The organism is Micromonospora sp. NPDC051227, from assembly GCF_044455385.1.
In the GTDB taxonomy this organism is placed as follows: Bacteria; Actinomycetota; Actinomycetes; order Mycobacteriales; family Micromonosporaceae; genus Micromonospora.
On the sequence record NZ_JBITET010000003.1, the window covers coordinates 612,955 to 637,409 of the forward strand.

The 24,455-nt window shown below is 70.8% G+C and carries 27 protein-coding genes; 6 read left to right on the top strand and 21 right to left on the bottom strand.

Annotated elements, in window-relative coordinates; translation table 11 throughout:
• Window positions 1-73: 73 nt before the first annotated feature.
• The 3 genes from ACIA47_RS10845 (at window position 74) to ACIA47_RS10855 (ending at window position 1,850) form a co-directional block, all read left to right on the top strand.
• A complete protein-coding gene (locus ACIA47_RS10845) occupies window positions 74-505 on the top strand; it encodes an OsmC family protein (protein WP_396707149.1) in 432 nt (143 codons plus the stop codon).
• A gap of 149 nt (window positions 506-654) precedes the next feature.
• Window positions 655-1,002: a metallopeptidase family protein gene (locus ACIA47_RS10850; RefSeq protein WP_181518411.1), complete on the top strand. Its 348-nt coding sequence runs from the start codon at window positions 655-657 to the stop codon at window positions 1,000-1,002.
• 125 nt (window positions 1,003-1,127) lie between these two features.
• Window positions 1,128-1,850: an AIM24 family protein gene (locus ACIA47_RS10855; RefSeq protein WP_396707151.1), complete on the top strand. Its 723-nt coding sequence runs from the start codon at window positions 1,128-1,130 to the stop codon at window positions 1,848-1,850.
• Between the two features lie 86 nt (window positions 1,851-1,936).
• Here the strand turns inward: ACIA47_RS10855 and pheA are convergent, their stop codons facing one another.
• From pheA to ACIA47_RS10880, 5 genes are all read right to left on the bottom strand, one after another.
• On the bottom strand, window positions 1,937-2,890 hold the full coding sequence (pheA, locus tag ACIA47_RS10860) for a prephenate dehydratase (RefSeq protein WP_396707153.1): 954 nt from the start codon (window positions 2,888-2,890) through the stop codon (window positions 1,937-1,939).
• Between the two features lie 10 nt (window positions 2,891-2,900).
• The gene (locus ACIA47_RS10865) at window positions 2,901-3,395 is read right to left on the bottom strand and encodes a hypothetical protein (RefSeq protein ID WP_396707155.1); all 495 of its coding nucleotides are present in this window, start codon (window positions 3,393-3,395) and stop codon (window positions 2,901-2,903) included.
• 207 nt (window positions 3,396-3,602) lie between these two features.
• Window positions 3,603-3,992: an ACT domain-containing protein gene (locus ACIA47_RS10870; protein ID WP_396707157.1), complete on the bottom strand. Its 390-nt coding sequence runs from the start codon at window positions 3,990-3,992 to the stop codon at window positions 3,603-3,605.
• Between the two features lie 75 nt (window positions 3,993-4,067).
• Entirely contained in the window at window positions 4,068-4,526 is a 459-nt protein-coding gene (locus tag ACIA47_RS10875; RefSeq protein ID WP_112583869.1) for a hypothetical protein, read from the bottom strand.
• A 169-nt stretch (window positions 4,527-4,695) separates the two neighbouring features.
• Window positions 4,696-5,433, bottom strand: a complete 738-nt coding sequence (locus tag ACIA47_RS10880; protein ID WP_112583868.1) for a hypothetical protein — start codon at window positions 5,431-5,433, stop codon at window positions 4,696-4,698.
• Window positions 5,434-5,596: 163 nt separating this feature from the next.
• On the opposite strand from ACIA47_RS10880, the gene ACIA47_RS10885 reads away from it, so the two are divergent.
• Window positions 5,597-6,814, top strand: a complete 1,218-nt coding sequence (locus ACIA47_RS10885) for an arginine deiminase (protein WP_203118998.1) — start codon at window positions 5,597-5,599, stop codon at window positions 6,812-6,814.
• A 111-nt stretch (window positions 6,815-6,925) separates the two neighbouring features.
• Here the strand turns inward: ACIA47_RS10885 and ACIA47_RS10890 are convergent, their stop codons facing one another.
• The 12 genes from ACIA47_RS10890 to ACIA47_RS10945 form a co-directional block, all read right to left on the bottom strand.
• The gene (locus ACIA47_RS10890) at window positions 6,926-7,813 is read right to left on the bottom strand and encodes a DUF5926 family protein (RefSeq protein ID WP_396707160.1); all 888 of its coding nucleotides are present in this window, start codon (window positions 7,811-7,813) and stop codon (window positions 6,926-6,928) included.
• Window positions 7,814-7,872: 59 nt separating this feature from the next.
• Window positions 7,873-8,292, bottom strand: coding sequence for an ATP-binding protein (locus tag ACIA47_RS10895; RefSeq protein ID WP_396707162.1), 420 nt, complete (start codon window positions 8,290-8,292; stop codon window positions 7,873-7,875).
• Window positions 8,293-8,353: 61 nt separating this feature from the next.
• Window positions 8,354-9,808, bottom strand: coding sequence for a sensor histidine kinase (locus ACIA47_RS10900; RefSeq protein WP_396707164.1), 1,455 nt, complete (start codon window positions 9,806-9,808; stop codon window positions 8,354-8,356).
• Between the two features lie 53 nt (window positions 9,809-9,861).
• Window positions 9,862-10,650, bottom strand: coding sequence for a glycerophosphodiester phosphodiesterase family protein (locus tag ACIA47_RS10905; RefSeq protein ID WP_203119006.1), 789 nt, complete (start codon window positions 10,648-10,650; stop codon window positions 9,862-9,864).
• A 10-nt stretch (window positions 10,651-10,660) separates the two neighbouring features.
• Window positions 10,661-10,996: a rhodanese-like domain-containing protein gene (locus ACIA47_RS10910; protein WP_030487745.1), complete on the bottom strand. Its 336-nt coding sequence runs from the start codon at window positions 10,994-10,996 to the stop codon at window positions 10,661-10,663.
• A 58-nt stretch (window positions 10,997-11,054) separates the two neighbouring features.
• A complete protein-coding gene (locus ACIA47_RS10915; protein WP_396707166.1) occupies window positions 11,055-11,972 on the bottom strand; it encodes an LCP family protein in 918 nt (305 codons plus the stop codon).
• 220 nt (window positions 11,973-12,192) lie between these two features.
• Window positions 12,193-13,455: an LCP family protein gene (locus ACIA47_RS10920; RefSeq protein ID WP_396707168.1), complete on the bottom strand. Its 1,263-nt coding sequence runs from the start codon at window positions 13,453-13,455 to the stop codon at window positions 12,193-12,195.
• A gap of 159 nt (window positions 13,456-13,614) precedes the next feature.
• On the bottom strand, window positions 13,615-14,841 hold the full coding sequence (locus ACIA47_RS10925) for an LCP family protein (protein ID WP_396707170.1): 1,227 nt from the start codon (window positions 14,839-14,841) through the stop codon (window positions 13,615-13,617).
• A 76-nt stretch (window positions 14,842-14,917) separates the two neighbouring features.
• Entirely contained in the window at window positions 14,918-15,895 is a 978-nt protein-coding gene (locus tag ACIA47_RS10930) for an NAD-dependent epimerase/dehydratase family protein (protein ID WP_396707172.1), read from the bottom strand.
• Between the two features lie 89 nt (window positions 15,896-15,984).
• Window positions 15,985-17,676 (bottom strand): cation acetate symporter, encoded by a 1,692-nt coding sequence (locus tag ACIA47_RS10935; RefSeq protein WP_203119010.1) that lies wholly within the window; start codon window positions 17,674-17,676, stop codon window positions 15,985-15,987.
• Window positions 17,654-18,019 carry a DUF485 domain-containing protein gene (locus tag ACIA47_RS10940; RefSeq protein ID WP_088950720.1) on the bottom strand — a complete coding sequence of 122 codons (366 nt, stop codon included), beginning with the start codon at window positions 18,017-18,019 and terminating at the stop codon, window positions 17,654-17,656. Before ACIA47_RS10940 ends, ACIA47_RS10935 begins: the two co-directional genes overlap by 23 nt.
• Window positions 18,020-18,194: 175 nt before the next feature.
• Window positions 18,195-18,854, bottom strand: a complete 660-nt coding sequence (locus tag ACIA47_RS10945) for a flavin reductase family protein (RefSeq protein ID WP_396707365.1) — start codon at window positions 18,852-18,854, stop codon at window positions 18,195-18,197.
• A gap of 77 nt (window positions 18,855-18,931) precedes the next feature.
• On the opposite strand from ACIA47_RS10945, the gene ACIA47_RS10950 reads away from it, so the two are divergent.
• Together ACIA47_RS10950 and ACIA47_RS10955 are read left to right on the top strand one after the other, a co-directional pair.
• Window positions 18,932-19,495: a DUF5753 domain-containing protein gene (locus tag ACIA47_RS10950; RefSeq protein ID WP_396707174.1), complete on the top strand. Its 564-nt coding sequence runs from the start codon at window positions 18,932-18,934 to the stop codon at window positions 19,493-19,495.
• A complete protein-coding gene (locus ACIA47_RS10955; protein WP_396707176.1) occupies window positions 19,492-19,698 on the top strand; it encodes a DUF397 domain-containing protein in 207 nt (68 codons plus the stop codon). Before ACIA47_RS10950 ends, ACIA47_RS10955 begins: the two co-directional genes overlap by 4 nt.
• Here the strand turns inward: ACIA47_RS10955 and ACIA47_RS10960 are convergent.
• From ACIA47_RS10960 to ACIA47_RS10975, 4 genes are all read right to left on the bottom strand, one after another.
• On the bottom strand, window positions 19,695-21,398 hold the full coding sequence (locus ACIA47_RS10960) for an ABC transporter permease (protein WP_396707177.1): 1,704 nt from the start codon (window positions 21,396-21,398) through the stop codon (window positions 19,695-19,697). The two genes, ACIA47_RS10955 and ACIA47_RS10960, sit on opposite strands and share 4 nt — an antisense overlap.
• A complete protein-coding gene (locus ACIA47_RS10965) occupies window positions 21,383-22,147 on the bottom strand; it encodes an ABC transporter ATP-binding protein (RefSeq protein WP_203119014.1) in 765 nt (254 codons plus the stop codon). Before ACIA47_RS10965 ends, ACIA47_RS10960 begins: the two co-directional genes overlap by 16 nt.
• Before the next feature lie 219 nt (window positions 22,148-22,366).
• Window positions 22,367-24,010, bottom strand: a complete 1,644-nt coding sequence (locus ACIA47_RS10970; RefSeq protein ID WP_396707179.1) for a cation acetate symporter — start codon at window positions 24,008-24,010, stop codon at window positions 22,367-22,369.
• Complete coding sequence (locus ACIA47_RS10975) at window positions 24,011-24,424, bottom strand: hypothetical protein (protein ID WP_396707181.1); 414 nt, start codon at window positions 24,422-24,424, stop codon at window positions 24,011-24,013.
• Window positions 24,425-24,455: the final 31 nt, after the last annotated feature.

Genomic DNA, 24,455 nt, shown 5'->3' on the forward strand with positions numbered 1-24,455 from the left:
TGACAGGGATCGCAGGGCTGGCGAGCGCGCCGGTCTGTCGCTCGGCGGTCGCCTTTCCGCTAGCGTTTGCCCCATGCCTATCCGTACCGCTTCAGCACAATGGCAGGGCAATCTCACCGAGGGCGCGGGCACCATCCGCACCGGTAAGGGCGGCCTGTCCGGCAACTACTCCGTCAAGTCGCGCTTCGAGGAGGGTGAGGGCACCAACCCCGAGGAGCTGATCGCCGCCGCGCACGCCGGCTGCTTCTCGATGGCGTTCTCCAAGGCGCTTGCCGACGCGGGCTCGACGGCCACCTCGGTCGAGACCACCGCCAAGGTGCACCTGGACAAGACCGACGCCGGCATGACCGTGACCCGGATCGACCTTGAGACGGTCGGCCAGGTCCCGGGGATCGACGACGCGGAGTTCCAGAAGCTCGCCGAGGCCGCCAAGGCCAACTGCCCGATCTCCCGCCTGCTCTCGCCGGGTGCCGAGATCACCCTCAACGCCCGCCTGGCTGCCTGAGCTAGCCGGCGCACACCGTACGTCCACGGAAGGAGCCTCCGCCCGGTCCCGGGTGGTCGCTTCTTCCGTGCATGTGCGGATGACGGTCACGCTCGTCCGGCAGGACCGGGCCGCCTGCCTCCGCGTCGGGCACAATGGGCGAGGTGCCGGTGGAGATGAGCCGTGAGCGCTTCGAGGAGTTGGTCGGTGAAGCCCTCGACGAGGTGCCCGAAGAACTACTCGGCCTGATGAACAACGTGGTGATCCTGGTCGAGGACGACCCGCCACCGGGAGAGGTCGACCTGCTCGGCCTCTACGAGGGGTATGCGCTCACCGAGCGCGGTTGGGACTATGCCGGCGTGCTGCCCGACCGGATCTTCATCTACCGCCGTCCGATCCTGCGAATCTGCGACAACGACGAGGACGTCATCGACGAGGTGGCGGTGACAGTGGTGCACGAGATCGCCCACCACTTCGGCATCGACGACGCGCGCCTGCACGCGCTCGGCTGGGGCTGAGCCCCGCGCTCGACCCGCCCGCGCCGCACGACCCGCCGCGCCGCGCCGTCCATCCGATGGCCGGTGCTTGCCGAGGTCGCCTACCGTCGGTGCAGCGAACGCGACCCTATTCAGGAGGCCCTTTCATGCGCAGCGAGCTGTTCTCCGCGGAGAATCTGGAGAAGGAGTCCGCGCAGCCCGGCATGCGGTTGCAGAACTCCAAGATGCTGAAGATCGAGCTCAACGGCGAGGCGATGGCCCGGGTCGGGTCGATGGTCGCCTACCAGGGGAACGTGCAGTTCCAGGCGTTGGGTTCAGGCGGGCTCGGCAAGTTCCTCAAGCAGAAGCTCACCGGCGAGGGCGTTCCGCTGATGAAGGTCACCGGCCAGGGTGACGTCTTCCTCGCCGAGCTGGCCAAGGACGTGCACATCATCGACCTGGAGCCGGGCGACTCCCTCTCCATCAACGGCAGCAGCGTGCTCGCCTTCGACTCCACCCTCCAGTACGACATCAGGATGGTCGGCGGCGCCGGGATGGCGTCCTCGTCCGGCCTCTTCAACTGCGTGTTCAGCGGCTACGGGCGGATCGCCATCACCACCAGGGGCACCCCGGTCGTGCTGAACGTGGACGCCCCGACGTACGTCGACCCCCAGGCCGCGGTCTGCTGGTCGGCCAACCTCCAGACCGGCTACCACCGGGCCGAGCAGCTCGGCCTCGGCACTTTGCTCGGGCGCCGCACCGGTGAGTCGTTCACCATGAGCTTCGCCGGTCAGGGCTTCGTGGTGGTGCAGCCGTCCGAGGAGCCGCCGGTCATGGGCAGTGGCCAGCAGCAGCAGGAGGGCGGTCTGCTCGGCGGTCTGCTGAGCTGACCGGGAGTGGCGCGGGGCGCACCTGATCTGTCGAGCTGACCGCTGCGGCGCGGGCGCTCCCGTTCTCCGGGGGCGCTCCGCGCCGATCAGGTCAACTCGCCGGTACGCAGGCGGGTCAGCCAGGCCGCCGCGTCGGCGTAGTCGACGTCGGAGAGGCCCGCTGGTGCGGGCACCGGGCGTTCGCCCGCCTCGGCCCACCGGTGCCGGGGGTAGGAGCCCAGGAAGCGGACGTCGGCACAGACCCTGCGGAGCCCCTGCAACGCCTCGCCCAGGCGTACGTCGGCCACGTGGCCCGTGCAGTCCAGGAAGAAGACGTAGCGGCCCAACGCCTCGCCGGTCGGCCGGGATTCGATCCGGGTCAGGTTGACCCCACGAACGGCCAACTCCATCAGCACGGACAGCAGTGCGCCGACCCGGTCGTGGGCGATGTAGACCGCGAGCGAGGTGAGGTCGTCACCGGTCGGCGGCGGTGGCGGCCCAGGGCGGGACACCAGCGCGAACCGGGTCACCGCGTCGGGGTGGTCGGCGATCTTGTCGGCGAGTGTGGTGAGTCGGTGCCGGGAGGCTCCGATCGGTGCGCAGATCGCCGCGTCGTACTCACCCCTGCCGGCACCGGCGGCGGCCGCGCCGTTGGAGAGCACGTCGACCACCACGGCGTCGGGCAGGTGGTCGCGCAACCAGCCCCGGCACTGGGTGGACGCCTGTGGATGGGCCGCCACGGTGCGGATCGAGGGCAGCGGGGTGTCAAGCCGCGCGGCGAGCACGAACTCCACCGACAGGACCACCTCCCGGGTGATCACCAGCGGCTCGCCCTCGGCCATTTCGTCCAGCGTGACGCCCACCGCGCCGCCGATCGAGTTCTCAAGTGGCACCAGCGCGGCGTCGGCGTCGCCGGCACGGACGCTGTCGAGCGCCTCTCCGACGCTGCGGGCGGGCGTACGGGTGCCGCGCTCGGCGGCGGATATGGAGCGCAGGGCCTGCTCGGCGAAGGTGCCCTCCGGCCCGAGGAAGACGAAACGTGTCGGCGGTGTTCCCGGCATGACGATCAGCCTACGCACCCGGTTCGTTGGCCGGGCCGGCGTCGCAGGCGAGGGCGCGAATCCCGGCCGGGCTGGTGGCGCGTACCTCGATGGTGCAGACGTCCGTGCCGGCGGTGACCAGCATCGGGGAACCGGGCTCGCCCCGGGTGATTACCTGGAGTTCCTCGTGCCCGGTCACCGTCAGCACGGTGAACTGCCAGTCGCCGGCGCAGAGCGGCCCGGTGCGGACCTGGACCCGGACGTTCGCCGGCAGCACTCCGGCCCGGCCGCGCAACAGTTGCAGCACCCGCTGGCCGGTCGGCCCGTTGCGGCAGGCCGTCGCGACCAACCCGGCGTCCGGGGTGGGCGTGACCGTACCGAGAGACGGCGCGGTGGTCGGCAGGGTGGCCGGTGGGGTGCTCGGACCGGACGGTGTCGGGGCCGCGGTGTGGGTGGGCACGCTGGTCGGCTCCCCCAGCCCGGGTGGGGCGCCACAGCCGGCCAGCGCCGCGACGGCGAGCACCATCGGCAGGATTCGGACGAGGCTCCGCGCCGGAACGCGGTCGGCTGCCCGGCCAGGAGTCGCCGGTGGGGGGTGGATCGTCGACCGCGGTGAGGGGGACGCGGGCGGGGGTGGGGTGAACGGCACGGGCCGATCCTCGGGACATCGGAGAATTCGTCGCGGCCGGGGTGGCCGAGCTCATCGTAGGGTGAGCGGTCGGTCGGGTGAAGGTCAGCCGGTGACGCGGTGCCCGGCGCGCTGGAGCGCGGCCGTGCCCTCGGTCAGCCGGACGGTCGGCACCAGCAGGTAGTCGGTGTCGAACGTGGAGAACGTGACGGCGCTGACCCGTGCCTCGGCGAGTGGGTCGACCAGCGCGGCCAGGCTGCCGGTGCCGGCCAGCGCCACCGGGGCGGTGACCCGTAGGCAGCGCCAGGTCGTCTCCACCACGGCCTGTGCCGGCGCCCGGTCGGTCGGGCAGATCACGGAGATCCCGTCGGAGGTCCAGCTCACCGTCACCACGTCCGCGCCGCGCAGCCCACTCGACAGCGTGTACGGCAGGGTGGTGCCGGCGGCCAGCCGGCACACAGCGTATTCCCCTGGCAGTAGAGCGATATCGAGCATGAGGGCACCCTACGGCCTTCGTACGGGCCCACCCCGGCAACGCCACGTGCGGCGAAGGACACACCGCGCCGCAGGTCAGACCTCGGAGAAGAAGGTGAGTGAGCCGGCGACGGTGCCGTCGGTGAGCACCGGGGTGGAGATCGCGTCAACTGTCGCGTCGGAGCTGTTCGCCGAGGCGGCCTGCACCCTGAGTAGCCCACGGGCGAGTCGGCCGGAGGAGAGCGCCAGCAGCGGCGGAATCTTGTCGATCTCGGCTTCGGTCAGCTCGCCCCGATTGGCGGTGAAGTCGAGCAGGCGCAGCCCGCCGTCGAGCAACGGTCGCCCGATCAGCCCGGCCGGCTCGCCGAGACAGAGCAACTCGCAACCGGCCGTGGAGATCGCGACCACCCGGGTGTCGGCGTCGATCAGCAGGCACGGCTCGTCGGCCCGGGAGACTGTCGACGACCATTGACCGACGTTGTCGGACTCCGGCTCTGTCGAGGCCCGCGCCGCCGGCACGAACGCTTCCGAGAGCGAAAGTTCGACGTGGGCCACCGCGCCTCCTATGTGCACCGATCGACTGTCCACGCTAGCGGGTCGCCGACGGAATCACCGAGCGCACCGGGTCACCGGGGCGCACAGCGTGAACCGAAGCGACCGGTGACGGCGCGGAGACCGGTGAGGTGAACGGGGGGACCGGAGCCGCGTGGCGTCGCCGGTGACGTTACCGGCGGTGGGCCGGCTTGTCAGCGGCCGTTCGGCCCTCGTCGTACCACCGGTAGTCGGCGGTTGGACGGTACGTGCCGTTCAGCCAGGTGCCCGGGTGCTGCGCGACCCGGGAAAGCTTCTCGGCGGTGGCGGGGCTGATCCGGCTGCCGCCGGCCACGAGCAACCGGTCCAGTTCCCGGTGGGTGGCCATCAGACAGTCCTTCGGAAGACCGTAGACGCTGATCACGCCCGAGCCGACGAAGGTCAGCACCGGCGTCACCGGAACGGGCAGCCCCACCGCCTCGGAGAGCGCCTTGCTGGCCCGCTTCGCGTCCCGGCGGGACTCGGCCACGTACGGGGGCCGCTTGCCGTTGATCTGGACCACGTCTCCGGCGACGAGCACCCTGGCTCGGCCGTGGTCGGCGATGGTCACGGCGAAGAGCCCACTCGGCCCGATGGCGAGGAACCCGGCTCGCTCGTCCTGACCGCGGTCGAGGACGTCTGTCACGTCGGTGCGCGGCCACTCGATCACGTGCCAGGCAGGCCCGAGGTGGTCGAGTTGGCCCAACGCCCGTGCCCCGGCCGCCTCCAGGCGGCGTGCACCCCGCTCAGCCCGACGGCGGCGGGCCCATTCGAGCGGTGTCGGACGGACCGGTTCGAGAACCCCCGGCGCCTCGACGCGGGGGTGTGGCACCGCGACGGGCGGCAGTGCCCGAGCGGACGGTACGGCTCGTCGTGCGGGAAAGACAGTCATCGCGACCTCCGGCAAAAGGTCCCTCGAAGTTATGTCCTCACTACCCTACGTTGCCACTACCGGTGTTCGGCAAGCCGGAGCGCCGGAGTGACTGTGGATGAATGCCATATTCATCCACAGTTCTTTTCTCGGATGCCGCTAAACCCTGCCCTACGCTGCGGGAGTGACCCACTACGTCGACAGTGAAGTCGGGCGGCTCGGCACCGTACTGCTGCACCGGCCCGGCCCCGAACTGGCCCGGCTCACCCCGCGCAACAACGACTCGCTCCTGTTCGACGCGATCCCCTGGGTGGGGCGCGCCCAGGAGGAGCACGACGCGTTCGCCGCCGCCCTGCGCGAGCGCGGCGTCGAGGTGCTCTACCTGGCCACCCTGCTGGCCGAGACGCTTGCCGTCGCGGACGCCCGGACCGAACTCACCGAGCAGGTGCTGCGCTCCCGGCGGCTCGGTGACACCCTGCGCGCCCGCGTGGCGGACCACCTCTCCTACCTGGACCCGGCCGCCCTGGCCGACGTGCTCACCGCGGGGCTGGCCCACGAGGAGTTGCGGATCAGCTCGGAGCGACCGGGTGGGCTGGTCTACACGCTGATGGACCGACACGACTTCGTCATCGACCCGTTGCCCAACCTGCTCTTCACCCGCGACTCGTCGCTGTGGATCGGCGACCGGGTCGGTGTCACCAGCCTGGCCATGCCGGCCCGCCGCCGCGAGACCACCCTGACCGACGCCATCTACCGCCACCACCCCCGGTTCGCCGGCACCGAATTCGTCTACCGCCCCAGCCTCGAGCACCTGGAGGGCGGGGACGTGCTGCTGCTCGCACCGGGAGTGCTGGCGGTCGGGGTGGGCGAGCGGACGACCCCGGCCGGTGCCGAACGCCTCGGCCGGCAGGTCTTCGCCGCCGGCCTGGCCCACACCATCCTGGTGGTGCCGATCGCCCAGAAGCGCGCCACCATGCACCTGGACACCGTGTGCACGATGGTCGACGTGGACGCCGTGCTGATGTATCCCAACATCGCGAGCACGCTCTCCGCGTACACGGTGATCGCCGGCGGGGACGGTGAGGACCCGCGGGTGGACGGGCCGGCGCCGTTCCTGCGGGCCGCCGCCGACGCGATGGACCTCGACCTGCTCCGGGTCATCGACACCGGGCTGGATCCGGTCACCGCGGAACGCGAGCAGTGGGATGACGGCAACAACACCCTCGCGCTGGCCCCCCGACTCTGCGTCGGCTACGAGCGCAACACGGAGACCAACGCCCAACTGGAGCGGGCCGGCATCGAGGTGATCCCGATCGCCGGCTCCGAGTTGGGCTCCGGTCGGGGCGGGCCGCGCTGCATGTCCTGCCCGATCACCCGCGACCCGCTACCGGTCGCCGGCTGAGCACGCGACGACCGCACCCGCCGTTCGGCTGAGCGGACCGACCGCGCCCGCCGCCCCGGTCGAGCGTGACGACCGCACCGCCGTCCGGCAGGGCGGGACGACGACCCCGGCTCAGCGCAGGGTGAGCTGGCGGCCGAGCAGCCCCTGACGGGCCCGGCGACCGGCGGCGTCGAGTGGGTCGGTGACGGTGAGCGCCTCGGCGTACCGCTTGGCGAACTGCGCCACCGGCTCCTCCCACTCGGCCGCCGGGGTCTCCTCCGGCAGGTCCCAGACCGGCACGAGTCGCCCGTGCGCGCGGAACATGCCGGCGAACTTGGTCTGCTCGCCGAGGGTCAGCGTGCCGGCCGCGCCGAGGCGGGCCAGCGCGTCCAGGGCGGCGTCCTCGTCGTCCGGCAGCACCCAGCGCACGTGAGCCTTCTCCGGGACCTGACACCAGTACGCGGCCTTCGCCGCGGTCAGCCGGACCGTCGGGTAGATGGCCGCGTTCGCCCGCTCCAGCGACGCCTGGACGGTCGGATCGTCGGCGGCCCCCGGGTCGAGCCAGAAGTCGAAACCGTCGTGCATTGTGATGTCCAGCGGACCGTCCACGAGGATGTCCTGGAGCCGGGGCCCGGGGCCGGGCAGTGGCGGCACGGCCACCTGGCCACCCGGCTCGGCACGCAGCGCGCTGAGCAACGCGTCGGCCAGATCCCGCGACACGTCACCGGACTGCTGGTGGCGCTGGAGACCGATCAGCACCCGGCCGTCCGGCTTGGTGATCGCCGGGGCGGCCATGGGCAGGACCGTGGCGAGCGTCGCCGTCCGGTCGCCGAATTCCTCGACCAGAGCGGGCGCCAGCCGCAGCGGGGCGGAGGCGGCGGGCACCAGTTCGCGCAGCGCGATCCATTCGGACTCGTCGACCAACCCGTCGAACGGACGCGGCACGAAGACGTCCCGCACCTTGTCGCGGCGGGGGGTGGTGTCGGCGGCGGTGCGCTGGCTCTTTCGACGCTTACTCACGGCGTCACAGCCTAGAGCCCTGAGCGGCTCGCCGTGACCGGGACCCGCCCGAGCCGTCCTCAGCCCGCTGGCACCAGGTCGGGTCGGGGTGTCGGCGCCGGGTCGAACTCCGCCCAGACGCGCTGACCCATGCCGTCCTGCTCGACGCCCCAACGGGTGGCCAGGCCGGCCACGATGTGCAGCCCTCGCCCGTCCGCCGCGTCCGGGCTGGCCGTCCGGAGCCGTGGCCCGGCGCTCGCGCTGCCGCCGTCGGTGACCCGCAGCTGGATCAGTGCGCCCTCGGCCGAGGGCCGCAGCTGCCAGGCAACCCGGATCACGCCGCCGGGCAGCGGTCTGGCGTGCCGCACCGCGTTGCCCACCAGCTCCGCGAGCACAGCGATCAGGTCCGCGAGGAGCGTCGGGGGTACGACGTCCGCCAGCTCGGCGGCGAGCCGGTGTCGGGCCAACCGTGCCCCGCCCGGGTGGTGGGGAACCACCACGCACCAGGCTCGATCCCTCGTTGCCGCTGCCACCGTCGCCTCCACGTCGCGCCACCCCTGGTCAACCGCGTGGTAGCCGCACCTCTGCGACCGTACCGCCGCCGGTCCTCGGACGTAGGGATACCCATCCATTCTGCTGTTCAACGATCCGGCGGACGAGATAGAGGCCGAGCCCGGCCCCCGGGTAGCCGCGACGGTCGCCGGACTCGCCCTGCCAGAACCGGTCGAACGCCCGTTCCACGTGCTCGGGTCGGATGCCGATGCCCTGGTCGCTGACCCGGAACGCCACCAGATGACCGTCGCCCGAGGCGGTGATCTCGATGGGAGAACCAGGTGCCGAGTACTTACCGGCATTGGTCGTCAACTCGGTCAGCACGGTGGACAGGCTGGGCCGGTGACCGAGCGCCTTGGGCAGATCACTCGGGAGGCGGAGCACCAGCCGGCGGCGCAGCTCCGCCGGCAGGTCGACGACGGCGGAGCGCAGCGCCTCGCCGAGATCGAACGGGGTGGGAGGGTCGTCGCCCGGCCCCACCTCGGCCGCCGAGCTGAGCAGACGATCGACCAGCCGGGCCAGCTCGTTGGCGCGTTGCCCGATCACCCGGGCCGCCTGCCGTCGGTCGACGTCGGTCAGCGACTCCCAGTGGTCGGTGAGGGTGTCCGCGTACCCCTTGATGACGGTGACCGGGGTGCGCAGCTCGTGGCTGGTCACCGCGACGAACAGTTCGCGGTCGTGGTCGCGGCGCTGCTGGTCGGTGATGTCGCGGAAGGTGACCACCCGTAGTGTTCCCGGGCCGGGCAGGTCGCCGGAGGTGATCCGCAGCCAGCGGCCGTCCGGCATCCGGTGGTCCCGAACCTGCCCGGAGGGTGGCAGCGGGAGCGGCAACGGGCGGCTCAGCGCCTGCTCGACCGTCCGGCCGGTGACCTGGGCGGCGGCCGGGTTCCAGAGCCGGACGTGCCCGTCCCGGTCGACGACGGCCAGCCCATCGGCGAGAGCCGCCACCACCGGGCCGTCGCCGTGCACCGGCAGGCCACTCTGGTCGCCGTACATGTGCCCGACGCAGGAGGCGAGATAGGCGATCACCCCCTGCTGCTCGGTGCCCGGCTCGTCGTCGCCCGGATAGAGCGCGTGCAGGCTGCCGACCGTGTGACCGCCGATCTCGGCTCGGGAGACGACCATCCGGCGCAGGCCGCTGCCGGCCAGTTCGCCGGCGAGTTTGCCGTTGAGGTCGCTCACCCGCGCCTGGCGTACCCGTGGCCCGGAGAGCAGGCAGACGGTGTCCGGGTCGTCGACCGCCAGTGGTCGGCCGAGGGCCCATTCCGCCGCGCCGGTCGCGGCGATGACGCGACCGCCGGTCGGACCGAACTCGACGAACGCCATCCCGGTCGCGCCGAGCGCCGGCTGGGCCACCCGGAGCAGCTGGGTGAGGACCGGCAGACCCGCGTCACCAGAATTGATCATCTCGATCACGACGGTGTGGCCGGCGATGAGAGCGGGGAAATCGATACGCTCCGGCATGTGCCGAGTCTGCCCCGCCGACCCGGTTTTGGGCACCCCCGCCCGGTCGTGGGTCAGCGGTCCAGCCGGGCGAGGGCGTACGCGGGCCGGTCGGTGATGATCCCGTCCACCCCGGCGGCCAGCACCAGCTCCAGGTCGGTCGGCTCGTTGACCGTCCAGACGTACACCTGGTTGCCGGCCGCGCGCAGTGCGGGCAGCAACTGCGGGCGGGCCCGGACCAGGCCGATGCCCGGCCCGGCGATCCGGGTGCCGAACGGCAGCCGACCCAACCGCAGCCAGCGCGGCAGCACCTCCAGCAACAGCACTGTGGGCAGCGTGGGGGCCAGCTCGCGCACCCGACGGACCGCCAGCGGGGAGAACGACATGACGGTGACCTGCACCGGGTCGTCCGGCGCGGGGTCGGCCAGCCCGTACCGGCGCAGCAGACCGACCAGTCGCCGTTCCACGTTCGAGCCGTAGCGGGACGGGTGCTTCGTCTCCACCAGCAGTCGGACCGGCCGCCCGGCGGCGAGCACCGCGTCCAGGAGCCGGGCCAGGGTCAGCAGCCGGGTGTGCGACTCGTCCGGTGGCAGGTCGCCGTTCGGGGCGCTGCCCGGGTGCCACGAGCCGAAGTCCAGGGCGTCCAGCTCGGCGAGCGTACGCGCGCTGACCAGACCGCGACCGTTGCTGGTGCGGTCGAGTCGTCGGTCGTGCACGCAGACCAGGTGCCCGTCCCGGGTCAGCCGGACGTCGCACTCCAGGCCGTCGGCGCCCTCGTCGAGGGCGCGCAGGTACGCGGCGAGGGTGTGCTCGGGTAGGTCGAACGAGGCGCCGCGATGCGCGAAAACCAGTGGCCCGCCCATTCCGCCGGCCTCAGATGACCTGGCCGGGCTGCCCGTTCGCGTCGACCACCGGTCGGCCGACCGCAGCCCACTGGCGCATCCCGCCGTCGGCGTTGCGCACCTGCTCCCAGCCGTTGTTGATCAGGTAGGCGACGACCTGGGCGGAACGCCCGCCGGAACGGCAGACGACCGCCACCTCCCGGTCGGTGGGCACCTCGGCCAGCCGGGCCGGCAGCTCCATCATCGGCAGGTGGTGGGCGGTGGGCGCGTGGCCAGCCGCCCACTCGTCGTCCTCCCGCACATCCAGCAGGTAGGTCTCGTCGGCGATCTCAGTCACGGGCACTGTGGGAACCTGGGGTCCGAACACAGGAAGCAACACTAGATCCTCGCGGCCCGGTTCGGCACCGACCGGGCCGTCGGCACCGTCACAACCGGGTCACCCAGCGGGGGTTGGCCTGCGCCCAGGCCGGCACCCGGGTGCCGCGGAGCGCCTCGAAGAGCCCGTTGCCGCCGTTGTCCAGCACCACGTACGAGACCTCGTCGATGGTCTGCGGCGAGGAGGGCACCTGGACGCCGCGCATCCCGTCGGGCGGCAGCGCGCGCAGCGCGAGGAGCAGATCCTCCAGGGGTACGCCGTTGGTGTCGACGGTCAACGAGCCGCCGACCGCCCGGAGTACCTGGTCCAGTTTGACGGGGTTGCTCCGCAGGTCCGCCCTGCCGGCGCTGTCCAGCATCGCCCGGAGCAGCTGCTGCTGGTGGTGCTGCCGGTCGTAGTCACCGCCGGGCAGGTCGTAACGCTGTCGGACGTAGTCCAGCGCCTGCGCCCCGTCCATCTGGTGGCAGCCGGTGGTGAAGACACGGTTGGTGTGGATCGAGCGGACCTCGGTGTCCACGCACATCTCCACCCCGCCGAGCAGGTCGATGACCTTCCGGAAGCCGGAGAAGTCGATCAGCGCGGCGCCGTCGAACCGGATTCCGGTGAGCCGGTGCAGGGTGGCGGAGAGCAGTTGGGCGCCGGCCTGCCCGCCGCCGCCGTGCTCGTACGCGGCGTTGATCTTGTCTTGGCCACCGCCGAAGCCGTTCGCCGGCGGGATGGCGACCAGCAGGTCACGCGGGATGGAGACCAGGTACGCCTCTCGCTGCCCGGCGGGGACGTGCACGATGAGGATGGTGTCCGAGCGTTGGTCCGGGCCGCTCTCGCCCGGGCGCCGGTCGGAGCCGACGAGGAGGTAGTTGAGCGGTCCTTCCAGGTCGGTGCGCTCGGTGCGGGCGTCGGCGTCGAGTAGTTGCTCCTTGGTCACCGTGCGGTCGTAGCGGTGAGTGAGCGTCTTCAGCCCGGCCACGGCGAGCCCCGCCAGCAGGACGAGAGCCAGGCCGATGCCGAGCAGGATGCGCGGCCAACGGGCGCGAGGCGACCGGGCGGACGGTGTCGTTCCGGCCCGGCCCGCTGCGTTCCGTCCCCACCTGGACGTGACCGCCTCCCCGCAACCGATACGTGAAATCTGCTCACGTCAGGCTACGGGCGGTGACGAGGCCGTCGCTGGCTTTCCGCGACTTCCGGCCTCACTTGCGGGTGGAGATCACCTCGGGGTGGGTGAAGACGAACTCGGCGAGTTTGTCCTGCTTGACCGCCTGGAACATCGCCATCGTCTCTTCGCTCAAGCCCTCGGTGTTGTTGTTGTTGGCGTGGAAGGTGCCGTTGTTGGTCTTGAGCATGGTCAGCTCGTTGCCGGTGACCCCGCGCATGGTGAAGATGAAGTCCTCGATCGGCACGCCGCCGGTGTCCAGCACGAACGCCTTGCCCGCTGCCTTGATCAGGTTGTTCATCTTGGCCGGGTTGGACAACATCCCACCCTCGGTGGCCTTCTTGGCCATTGCCTTGATCAGCTGCTGCTGGTTGGCCTGCCGGTCGTAGTCGCCGTTCTTGAGGGACTTGCGCTGCCGGGAGTAGTCGAGCGCGGCCCAACCCTCCATCTCCTGGCAGCCCTTCTTGTGCACCACCGGGGTCCGCTGCTTGCCGGTCTTCTTGGCGTCCGCGTTCCACATCGGCTTGCCGTCGACGTACGACATGTGCAGCGACTTGACCTCCTGGCTGACACAGATCCGCACCGTGCCCAGGGTGTCGATGACGTTCTTGAAGCCACCGAAGTTGATGATCGCCGCGCCGTCGAAGCTGATCCCGGTGAGCCGCTTGATCGTCTGTGCCATCAGCTGGGCGCCACCCTCCCAGCCGCCACCGTTGGCGGCACCGGCCTGGAACGCGGCGTTGATCTTCCCGGAGCCGCCGCCGTAGCCGCTCTTCTTGAACGCCGGGATCTGCGCCTCGGTGTCACGAGGGATCGAGATCAGGTACGCCTGGTCGTGCGTGGCCGGAATGTGCAGGATGATGATGCTGTCCGAGCGGACGTCGTCGGCGGCCCAGCGCTCCCGCGCGTCCACGCCGAGCAGCAGCATGTCGATCGGGCCGTCCAGGCTCGCACCGCCCTCGGCGTCGGACTTGCCGGCATCACCCAGCAGGTTGCCCTTCGCGATGCCGCCGGTCGCCTGCCCGATCAACGCCTTGCTGCCGACGATGGCGACCCCGCTGCTCAGCATCAGCACGGCACCGAAGACGACGGTCAGCCTGGCCCAGAGCGGGTCCTTGCGCTTGGTCCGCTTCTTCGACCCACCGCCACCCGGGCGGTCGCCGCCACCGCCGCTGCCGGGCGGACGCGAGCCCGGCCCGCCACCCGAGGGGCGTGCCTGCACGGGTATGGCCGCAGCGACTCGACCGCTGGGGGCGGCGGACCCGGAGGAAGAAGGGCGACGACTGGCCTGAACCGGCATGCATGCTCCAGCTCGTGATCAGGAGGGGGCGGCACCACTGTACGTACATCAAATCGACTTGGCGAGTTCATCCCGGGTCAATCCGGACGTCGAATTTCGCAGACTCAGTCGATCGTCGCTGCTCGATGACCCGAACGGCTGGTGCCAGTCGGGCTGCGGTCAGCCGCCGTCGTTGCTCTTCGGCGGGTTCGCCTTGACCCAGTCGGCCATCGTGTCCGCGGACATGGCCTGGTACATCGCGAGCGCCTTCTCCCGGTCCGACACCACCACCGACTCGCCGTTGATGGTGTCGCTGCCCGAGTTCGGGCTGGTCACAAAGGTGAGGTTCTGGCCGCGCAGGTTACGGAACTGCAGCGCCATGTCTGTAACCGAGAAAGTCTGGTCGACGGTTACGGCCGCGGTCACCGACTTGAGGAAATCGTTGAGCTTCTTCGGGTTCGCCAGCGTGCCGGTGCTCGCCGCCTTGTCCATCAGTGCCCGAAGGAACTCCTGCTGGTGCCGCATCCGGGCGAAGTCCCCGTCCGGGAACTGCTTGCGCTGCCGGATCCAGTCCAGCGCCTCCGCGCCGTCCATGTGGTTGGTGCCCTTGGTGAAGGTCCGGTACGGCTTGTGGATCGAGGTGATGGTGCGCTCCACCTTCAGGTCCACCCCGCCGAGAGCGTCGGTGACCTCTTTGAAACCGCCGAAGTCGATCGCCATCACGTGGTCGATCCGAACGTCGGTGAAGCACTCCACGGTGCGTACCGCAAGCGGCAGCCCACCGAACGCGAACGCTGCGTTGATCTTCGCGCGGGAACCGGAGCCGCAGTCCGCGCCGGCGCTCTCCGGGATCGGCACGTACAGGTCGCGGGGGATGGAGACCAGGTAGGCCTCCTGGTGGTCGGCCGGAATGTGCATGACGATGATCGTGTCGGCGCGCCACTGGCTCTTGCTGTCGACCGGCGCGTCCGGGTCCCGTGAGTCGCTGCCGACCAGCAGGATGTTCAGCGCGCCATCGACGGTCTTGGCGGGCCGACCACCGGTGATCTCAGCGAACGGGTCGGTGCGGGCCAGGTCACCGTTGAGGTTGCGGGCGTACAACCAGGCGCCGACGCTGCCGAGCAGCGCCAGCACCAGCACCACGGCCCCGGCCACCAGGGCGATCCGACCCCAGCGCGGTCGCGGGCCTCGCCGCCCCGGACCACCGGTGCCACCCGGACCGCCGGGCCCGGTGGGCCCCGCCGGGCCGCCGGAGCGAGGCTGCTCCTCGTCGTACGACGGATAGAAGCGCGCCTCGGTCGGACGGGCACGCCCGGAGGCGCCCCGGTCGGGGCCGGGCACCGAGGCGCGCCCGGCGCTGCGGTGCAGGTACGGATGCGGGACGCCGGCAGACGAGGTCGCGGACATGTAACTCAGGGTACGTAGCGGGAGCCACTGCCGCCTTCAGGCGACACTCAGCGGCAGGCGGTACGCGAAAATCTGGTTACCCTAGCCGCGACCGGAAGTACTCGATCGTGCGTCGCAGGCCATCTTCGGGCACGACCGACGGCTCGTATCCGAGCAGTTCACGAGCGAGCGTGAGATCCGGTCGACGCATCTCCGGGTCATCCGAGCTGCGGGTGACATAGGTCACCTTCGAGGTGCTGTCGGAGAGCGACACGATCAACTCGGCGAGTTGCCGCATGGTCAGCTCGTGCTCGGTGCCACAGTTGACCGGGCCCGTCTCGGTCGAGTCGAGCAGCAGCAGGATGCCGCGCACCAGATCCTCGACGAAGCAGATGGACCGGGTCTGGTTGCCAGTGCCGTGCACGGTGATCGGCTCGCCGCGCAGCGCCTGGGAGATGAAGGTGGGGATGGCGCGGCCGTCGTCCGGGCGCATTCGCGGGCCGTACGTGTTGAAGATCCGGACGATCGCCGCGTCGAGCCCGCGGTAGCGGTGGTACGCCATCGTCGCGGCCTCGGAGAAGCGCTTGGCCTCGTCGTAGACGCTGCGGACCCCGATCGGGTTGACGTTGCCCCAGTAGGTCTCCCGCTGCGGGTGCTCCTTCGGGTCTCCGTACGCCTCGGAGGTGGAGGCCATCAGGAACCGGGCACCGTCGGCGACCGCGCGCTCCAGCAGGTGCAGGGTGCCGACCGAGCCGACCCGGAGGATCTCCACCGGCAACTGGGCGAAATCGGTGGGGCTGGCCGGAGAGGCCATGTGCAGGATCGCGTCGAACCGCTCGGCCAGCGCCGGGTGGTGGGTCGGCAGACCATCGGAGATGTCCGCTTCGACGAGGGTGAAGGTCGGCCGATCCAGCAGGTGGGCGACGTTCTCCTTGGAGCCGGTCACGAAGTTGTCCAGCGCCACCACCGTGCAGCCTCGGGCGATCAGGGCGTCCACCAGGTGCGACGGGACGAAGCCAGCTCCGCCGGTGACGAGGATGCGGTGATCGGAACCAAAGCGCTCAGCAACCTTCATACGGCTCAGCCTACCGACCGCCGAATTCGCGGAAGGGGTCCCCTGTTGACGTCGCACGTCAACCGGGGACCCCTCGACAGGTGCCGCGATCAGTGGGCGCCAGCGCCGGTGAGGGCGCGCACCTCCAGCTCCGCGTACTTGTCCTCGTCGTGCTCCTTGGAGATGACGGTGCCGATCCACCCGCAGAGGAAACCGAACGGGATGGAGAGGATGCCCGGGTTGGACAGCGGGAACCACTGCCAGTCATGGTCCGGGAACATCGAGGTCGCCGCACCGGAGACCACCGGCGAGAAGAACACCAGCAGCACGGCCGAGAGCAGCCCGCCGTAGATCGACCACACCGCGCCGGAGGTGTTGAACCGCCGCCAGAAGAGGCTGTAGAGGATCGCCGGCAGGTTGCCCGAGGCGGCGACCGCGAAGGCCAGCGCCACCAGGAACGCCACGTTGAGGTTCTGCGCGTAGATCGACAGGGCGATCGACACCGCGCCGATCCCCAGGGCGGAGATCCGGGCGACCCGCACCTCCTGCCGCTCCGACGCCTCACCCTTCTTCAGCACGTTCGCGTAGAAGTCGTGCGCCAGGCTGGACGACGAGGCCAGCGTCAACCCGGCGACCACCGCGAGGATGGTGGCGAAGGCGACCGCCGCGATGATCGCCAGCAGGGCTGCCCCGCCCAGTTCGCCGCCGAAGAAGTCGATGCCGAGCGCTTCGGCCAACTGCGGCGCGGCGGTGTTGCCGGCCTTGTCCTGTGCCGTGATCGCCTGGCTGCCGACCAGCGCTGCCGCACCGAAGCCGAGGGCCAGGGTGAGCAGGTAGAAGGTGCCGATGATGCCGATCGCCCAGAGCACGCTCTTACGGGCCGCCTTCGCGGTCGGCACCGTGTAGAAGCGGATCAGGATGTGCGGCAGACCGGCGGTGCCGAGCACCAGGGCGATGCCCAGGGACAGCAGGTCGACCTTGTTGTAGAACGTCTGTGTCGAGTTGCCGGCGACCTCGACGCCGTACCGGAGCCCGGGTTCGAGGAACGCGCTGCCCTTGCCGGAGGCGGCGGCCGCCTGGCCGAGCAGCTCCGACAGGTTGAAGTTGAACTTCGCCAGCACCAGGATGGTCATCAACAGCGCGCCGCCCATGAGCAGGAACGCCTTGACGATCTGCACGTAGGTGGTGCCCTTCATGCCACCCACGGTCACGTAGATGATCATCAGCGTGCCGACCATGATGATGGTGGCCACCTTCGCGGTGTCCGCGTCCATGCCGAGGAAGGTCGTCCCCGGCCGGATGCCGAGCAGCAGCGCGACCAGCGCGCCGGCGCCGACCATCTGGGCGAGCAGGTAGAAGATCGACACCGTGATGGTGGAGACCGCCGCCGCCGTACGCACCGGACGCTGACGCATCCGGAAGGCCAGCACGTCCGCCATCGTGTACCGGCCCGAGTTCCGCAGCAGCTCCGCGACCAGCAGCAGGGCCACCAGCCAGGCGACCAGGAACCCGATCGAGTAGAGGAAGCCGTCGTAGCCGTACAACGCGATGATGCCGGCGATGCCGAGGAACGAAGCGGCCGACATGTAGTCGCCGCCGATCGCCATGCCGTTCTGGAAGCCGGAGAAGGACCGGCCGCCGGCGTAGAAGTCGGTCGCCGTCTTGGTCTGCCGGCTGGCCCAGATGGTGATGCCCAGGGTCACCGCCACGAAGACCAGGAAGAGCGTGATGGTCAGGTTGCGGGCGGTGTGATCGCCCGCCTCAGCCGCGAGGAACGTCTCAACCGCGTGAACCGTCTTCACGGGTCACCTCCCCGATCTCGGCGCGGATCCGGTCCGCGATGGGGTCGATCTTCCGGTCCGCGTACCGGGAGTAGAGCCAGGCGATCAGGAACGTGGAGACGAACTGGAGCAGGCCGAAGACCAGTGCGACGTTGATGTTGCTGCCGAACAGCTTCGTGCCCATGAAGTCCCGGGCGTACGCGGAGAGAATGACGTAGAGCGCATACCACAGGAAGAACGCGACGGTCATCGGGAAGACGAAGCCGCGCAGCGCACGCCGCAGCCCGGCGAACTCGTCCGACCGTTGTACGGCCAGGTACTTGTCCGACTGGGAAGCAGCCGGAGCGGGTGTGTCCGTGGACATCTGTGGATCACCACCTTCACAGGCGTCAGAGGAGTTTCGCGCACCGTAAAGAGCGCACTCCCCGGCAGGGAAGGCTGAGATCGACGCCGGTCGGCAAGTGCGCCGAGCGGTTGGCTGGCTGCGCCAAGTGACTCAGGTCACTGCGGTGATCGGTCGCCCCTGGCGAGGCGTCCGTTCAGGCCGGCAGCTCGTGGTAACGACCGCGGTAGTGCAGCAGCGGGGTTGCCTCCTCGGCCAGGTCGACCGCCTCGATCGTGGCCTCGACCAGCAGGCCCCAGCCGTACTCCCGGGCGGTGTCCAGCCGGCACCCGGCCCAGCCGCCGGCGTCCGCCGGAACCGGCCCGTACGGCGTCTCGTTCCACGCGCCGGTGGCGAAGAGCCCGCCCGGGGCGGGGAAGAGGCCGGCGAACCGGTCGGCGAGTTGCCGGTGCGGCGGGCCGAGCGGCGTGACCGCGAACCGACCCGACTCCTCGACGGCCGCCCAGAGGTCGGACTCCGGGTCGATCAGCCCGAGCAGCCGGTCCGGTTCCCCCTCGGCCACCAGGGTGGACGAGACGGTCAGCCCGGCCGGACCGGGCGCCGTCCAGAGGGTCACCGGTGCGGCGAGGCGACCACGCAGCCGGCGTACCGGCGACCGTTGTCCGGTCGGCACCGCGAACGGATCGGTGTGGTGGATCTCGGCACCCGGCTCATGATTCACGTGAAACATTGTGCCGCCCCGGCCCCGCGCCCAACCAAGGACATCGGCACGTGCGGGCGGCTCACCTTGGCTCTCCGGCCGTCGGGGGCGGTGGAGTCGCCCGGCTGCGGCGCGGTCCGCTCGGCGGAGGGCGATGGCCGAATGACAGTGATGCCCCTGAGTCATATTGATGCATCAGGGACATCACGCTTGCGGTGGCATGCTGATCCCAGGTGCGATGCGTCGTCCGGTCGCTTGCGTGCTCTGAGGTCCGAGCCGGTGGCCGGTCGCAGGGTTTCACCAGCGACCGCCGTTCGCACGCCAGGTCTGCGCCGGGGTCAGCCAACCGGCCCGGCCCGGTCGGGGCAGAGCACAGTCGGCCCGTTCGCCCACGCAGGCGGCCGAGCCGGCATGCCCGGCGACCTCTGTCCCGGGATGCGCCGCCAACGTGCGTTTTCCTGGTGGACGAGATGGGCCTTCACCGTCCGGTGGGTGGTCACGCTGTGCTCAACGCCCAGCTCGGCCGACTGCTTGAGGTGGCAGACCTTCCGTCCGCCCGATTGCACGTCATTCCACTGAGCGTCGGGGAGCATGTCGGCTTTGGGGGCGGCTTCGTGTTCGCCGATCTGCCAGACGGGGACAGGGTGCTCTACCTGGAGAATGCCGCTCGCGGACACGTCATGGACGACCCGGAGATGCTCCGATTGATTGATCGCAAACGGGATAGCCTGCTCGGCGAAGCACTCCCCACAAGCGCCTCGATGGATCTGATCCGGAAGCTGAAGGTGACGCCATGACGATGAACGAGCCACGCTGGCGCACACCCACTCGGTCCACCGACTCCGGCGGCAACTGCATCGAGGTGGCGGATAATCTGCCCGGCGTCGTGCTGGTCCGGGACAGCAAGGATCGCTCCGGCCCGACCCTCACCTTCGCCCCGGCCGCGTGGCGCGGCTTCGTCGCCGACGCGGCCCAGGCCCCTGGCCGTCGCGCCGGTTAGCGGCGCGGTGTGACAGTGGCCAGCAGCTCCGGTTGACGTCGGTCCAGCACGTCACCGGCCAGGTACGCGCCCAGCAGCGCCGCGCCCAGCCCGTACGCTGCGCCGACCGGCAGGGCCAGCCAGAGCCACGCGTCGCCGAGCAGCGCGGCGGCCACCACCATCGGCACCGCGGCGACCGCCGAGGCGAGCATGGTCAGCAGGGTGAGCAGCCCCTTCGTGAGGCCCGCGCCGCTGTTCATCGCGAACGGGTTGCTCGTCTCCGGCAGCGAGTACGCCCCGAGCACCGAGACCAGGCTGTTCACCGCCAGCCCGGCGCCGTAGGTGGCGACCAGGCTGCCGAAGGTGAGCCCGATCCAACCCGGTCGACTGAGCAGCACCGACAGCACCACCGATACGAACGCCAGCATCGGCAGTACGTACAGCGAGAAGGCCGTCATCCGCGCCCGCAGCTCCACCCGACCGGGCACCCCGGCCACCACGTTCGCGGCGTACGCGCTGCCGTCGAAGCCGAACTGGTTGGCCAGGGTGGCGGCGGCGAGCACACCCACGAGAACCATGGAGATGGTGACCACGACCGGTGAGCTGTCGCTGGCAGCCGCCGTCAACCCTCCGCTGTCCATGGCCGCGAAGTCCCCGCCCGTAACGTTGATGAACACGGGTACGAAGATGCCGACCACTGCGATCGTGATCAGGTTGGCTCGGCGGCGTGCGTCCCGCCACCAGTACCGGGCCTCCCGGGCGACCAGGGCACCGAACTGGTCCCGGCGCGCCCAGCCAGTGGCCCGGGGGAACAGTTGGGCGACCGCGCCACCGGCGACTCCGCGTCGCACCGGAGCCTTACCGGCGCTCGCCGCACCCACCATCGCCGACTCGAGCGACCGGGACCACCAGGCCAGCAGGGCGCCCAGCGCCGCCACCGTGATCAGCAACTTGACCGGTGCCGCCCACACCCGTCCCTGGGCCACGTCGATGCCGACGGTCCACGGGGCGCCCAACGGCGTCCAACCGATCACGGTCGCCACGCCGGCGAGCCGGTCCCAGTCCGCCCCGCGCAGCGCGGCGAGGCCGAAGATCTGCAACGGGCCGAGCAACGCGGCCGTCACCGCCAGCAGCACGGCCGCCAGGTCGCGGACCCGTCGGGACCGCAACATGCTGGCGAACGCGCTGGTCACCGCCCGGCTGGCGGCCACACAGAGCAGCAGCCCGGCGAGCACACCCAGGACGGCGGTCAGCCCCGCCGACCAGCCACCCAACGACCAGGAGGTCAGCACCAGCCCGAACGACGCGATGAGCACCGCCAGCACCGGCACGCTGATCAGGGCCGCCACGAACAGGCCGGTCACCAACGTGCGCCGGGGCAGCGGCAGCAGCGCGAACCGGGCCGGGTCCAGTGTCTCGTCCACACCGAAGAAGACGAGCGGCAGAAACAGCCAACCCAGCACCAGCAGCCCGCCACCCGCCGCCGCGACCAGCACCGCGTACCGGCCGTTGCCGGTCAGGCCCGGCGCGGCGAAGAGGAAGAACCCGCTGGCGGCGAACCAGAGCCCGAGCAACGCGCCGCCGACGAACAGGGCGATCCGCCAGCCCTGGCCCCGAAAGTTGTTGCCCATCACCCGCAGCTTGAGCCGCACGAAGTGGCGAGCGGAGACAGTGCGTACGGGCGCGGCGGGGGTGGCGTCCGCGTTCACTGGGAGAGCCACGACAGCTCCTCGCCGGTCGCGGTGCGCCCGCCGACCACCTCGACGAAGACCTGCTCCAACGAGCGACCGCCGCGGACCTCGTCGATGGTCCCGACCCGCTTGATGACCCCCTGGGCCAGGATCGCCACGTGCGAGCAGAGCCGCTCGACGACCTCCATGACGTGACTGGAGAAGACCACCGTGCCGCCGCCGGCCGCGTACCGGGTGAGGATGTCCCGGATCAGCGCGGCGGAGACCGGGTCGACCGCCTCGAACGGCTCGTCCAACACCAGCACCCGGGGGCCGTGCAGCAGCGCGCAGGCCAGGCCGATCTTCTTCTTCATGCCCGCCGAGTAGTCCACCACCAGCGTCCGACCGGCGTCGCCGAGCGCCAACACGTCCAGCAGCTCGGCAGCCCGCTGGTCGACCACCGCCGGGTCCATCCCCCGCAACAACCCGTTGTACGCCAGCAACTCCGCGCCGGTCAGCCGGTCGAACAGCCGGACCCCGTCGGGCATCACGCCGAGCAGCCGCTTGGCGGTGACCGGGTCCTGCCAGACGTCGTGCCCGAGCACCCAGGCCGAGCCGGCGTCCGGTCGCAACAGCCCGACCGCCATCGACAGGGTGGTCGTCTTGCCGGCGCCGTTCGGGCCGAGCAGGCCATAGAAGGAGCCGGCGGGGACGTCCAGGTCGACGCCGGCCACCGCGATCGTGCCGTCGAACCGCTTGGCCAGGCCACGCAGTGCGAGCGCGGGGTGCTCAACAGTCATGCGCCGACGTTATCCGTCGATCGCCAGTTCCGCCGTCCGGCGACGGGCGGACCCGCGATCATCCCCGAGGCGGACGAGGGTTCCGAGAAGGCGGCGCCGATCTTGCAGCTTCTGTTGTCGATGTGGGGGCACATGCGGCTTGTGTCGGGACAGAAAGTGCAAGATCGCCGAGGAGGGTCGACGATCTTGGAGTGGTGGTGGGCTTCGTGGCAGCGGTGATCACTGCATGCGGAGGGCTTCGGGGGTGTGTAGGCGGAGCATTGTGGCGGCGACGTCGGCCGGGGCCCGCCTGCGGGTTGCCATCGACACGGCGACCATCACGGTGAAGGCCAGCGGCACCGTCCAGGCGGCCGGCTGCGCGATCAGCGTGGCCGGCCAGCCGGACAACGGTGGGCCGAGCACGGTGACCAGCACCGCGCCGATCGCCGCGCCGCCGCCGACCACCACGCCGGCGGTGGCGCCCACGTCGGTCAACCCGCGCCACCAGATGCCGAGCACCAGCAGCGGGCAGAAGCTCGACGCGGCCACCGCGAAGGCCAGCCCGACGACCTGCGAGACGTCCAGCCCGGAGACGTGCAGCGCCAGCACCGCGGGCACACCACCGGCGATGACGGTGGCCAGCCGGAACCCGCGTACCGATCCCCGACCGAGCACGTCCGTCGAGATCACCCCGGCGACGCTGGTCAGCAGGCCGGACGAGGTGGAGAGGAACGCCGCGAACGCGCCCGCGGCGACCAGCGCGGCGAGCAGCCGCCCGGCCAGGCCGTCACCCAGGGCCGCTTCGGGTAGCAGCACCACCACAGCGTCGGTCTGGCCGCTGAGCAGCAACTGCGGGGTGTAGATCCGGCCGAGGACCCCGTACAGGGTGGGCAGCAGGTAGAACGCGCCGACCAACGCCAGCACCACCAGGGTGGTCCGGCGGGCCGCCGCGCCGTCCGGATTGGTGTAGAAGCGCACCAGCACGTGCGGCAGGCCCATGGTGCCCAGGAAGGTGGCCAGGATCAGCGAGTACGTCGCGAACAGGCCCCGGTCGTCGTCGCCCGCGGCGCTGGGCAGCAACCAGTCGTCGGCATCCGTGGCCACCCCGGAGACGTCCGGCACCGGATCACCGGCGACGAAGGTCAACTCGTCGCCGGGGCGTACCTCCCGGATGTCACCGTCGGGCAGGGTGAGGGTCGCGCGGTGCTCGACCACGACGGTGGTCGCGGCCCGGAACGTCGGCCCGTCGGGCGGGGTCACCGCCGGGCGGCCGTCGGCCTGCCACTGCAGGGCCAGGAAGACCACCGGTACGGCGAGAGCGGTCAGCTTGAGCCAGTACTGGAACGCCTGCACGAAGGTGATCGCGCGCATGCCGCCCAGCGCCACGTTCGCGGTGACCACGGCCGCCACCAGCAGGGCTCCGAGGGGGTACGGGGAGCCAGCCACCGTGGCCAGGGTCAGCCCGGCGCCCTGGAGCTGTGGCACCAGGTACAGCCAACCGATGAAGATCACGAAAGCGGTGGCCAGGATGCGGAGTCGACGCGACCCCAGCCGCAACTCGCAGAAGTCAGGCAGGGTGAACGCACCGGAGCGGCGCAGCGGCGCGGCCACGAAGAGCAACAGGGCCAGGTAGCCGGCGGCGAACCCGACCGGGTACCAGAGCACGTCCACGCCGTACTTGAGGACCAGCCCCGCGATGCCGAGGAAGCTCGCCGCCGACAGGTATTCCCCGCCGATGGCGGCGGCGTTCCAGGTGGGACTGATCGCCCTGGACGCCACCAGGAAGTCGGACGTGGTCCGGGCCAACCGCAGCCCGTAGAAGCCGATCCCAACGGTGACCAGGGTGACCGCGACGATGGCCGGGACCACGAAGTCGTTGCCCACTCAGCGCTCCGGCCGTTGCACCAGGTCGGTGAAGTCCTGCTCGTTGCGCTCGGCCAGCCGCACGTACGCCCAGCCCACGCCGATCAGGAACGGGAAGGAGGCCACCCCGAGCAGCAGCCACGGCAGGTTCACGCCCGCGACGGTGGTCCGGCCGAGCGAGGGCGCGATCGCGAACAGCCAGGGCAGCCCGCCCAAACCGATGGCCACCACCAGGGAAAGCCGCAGCGCCAGCGCGAGTTGGGCCCGGACCAGGCCGCGGACCAGCGCCTCGCCGACCTGGGTCTGCTGGGCCAGCTCGGCGCGGGTCCGCTCGGCGCGGCTGTCCTGCCTGGTGATCTCGGCCAGCACGATCCGGGACCGCCGGGGCGGCGGTACCGAACCGCTCGACCCCACGTCGGGGAGTTGCTTGGCCACCCCGGCAGTCTCGCCCGCCGTACGCGATTGT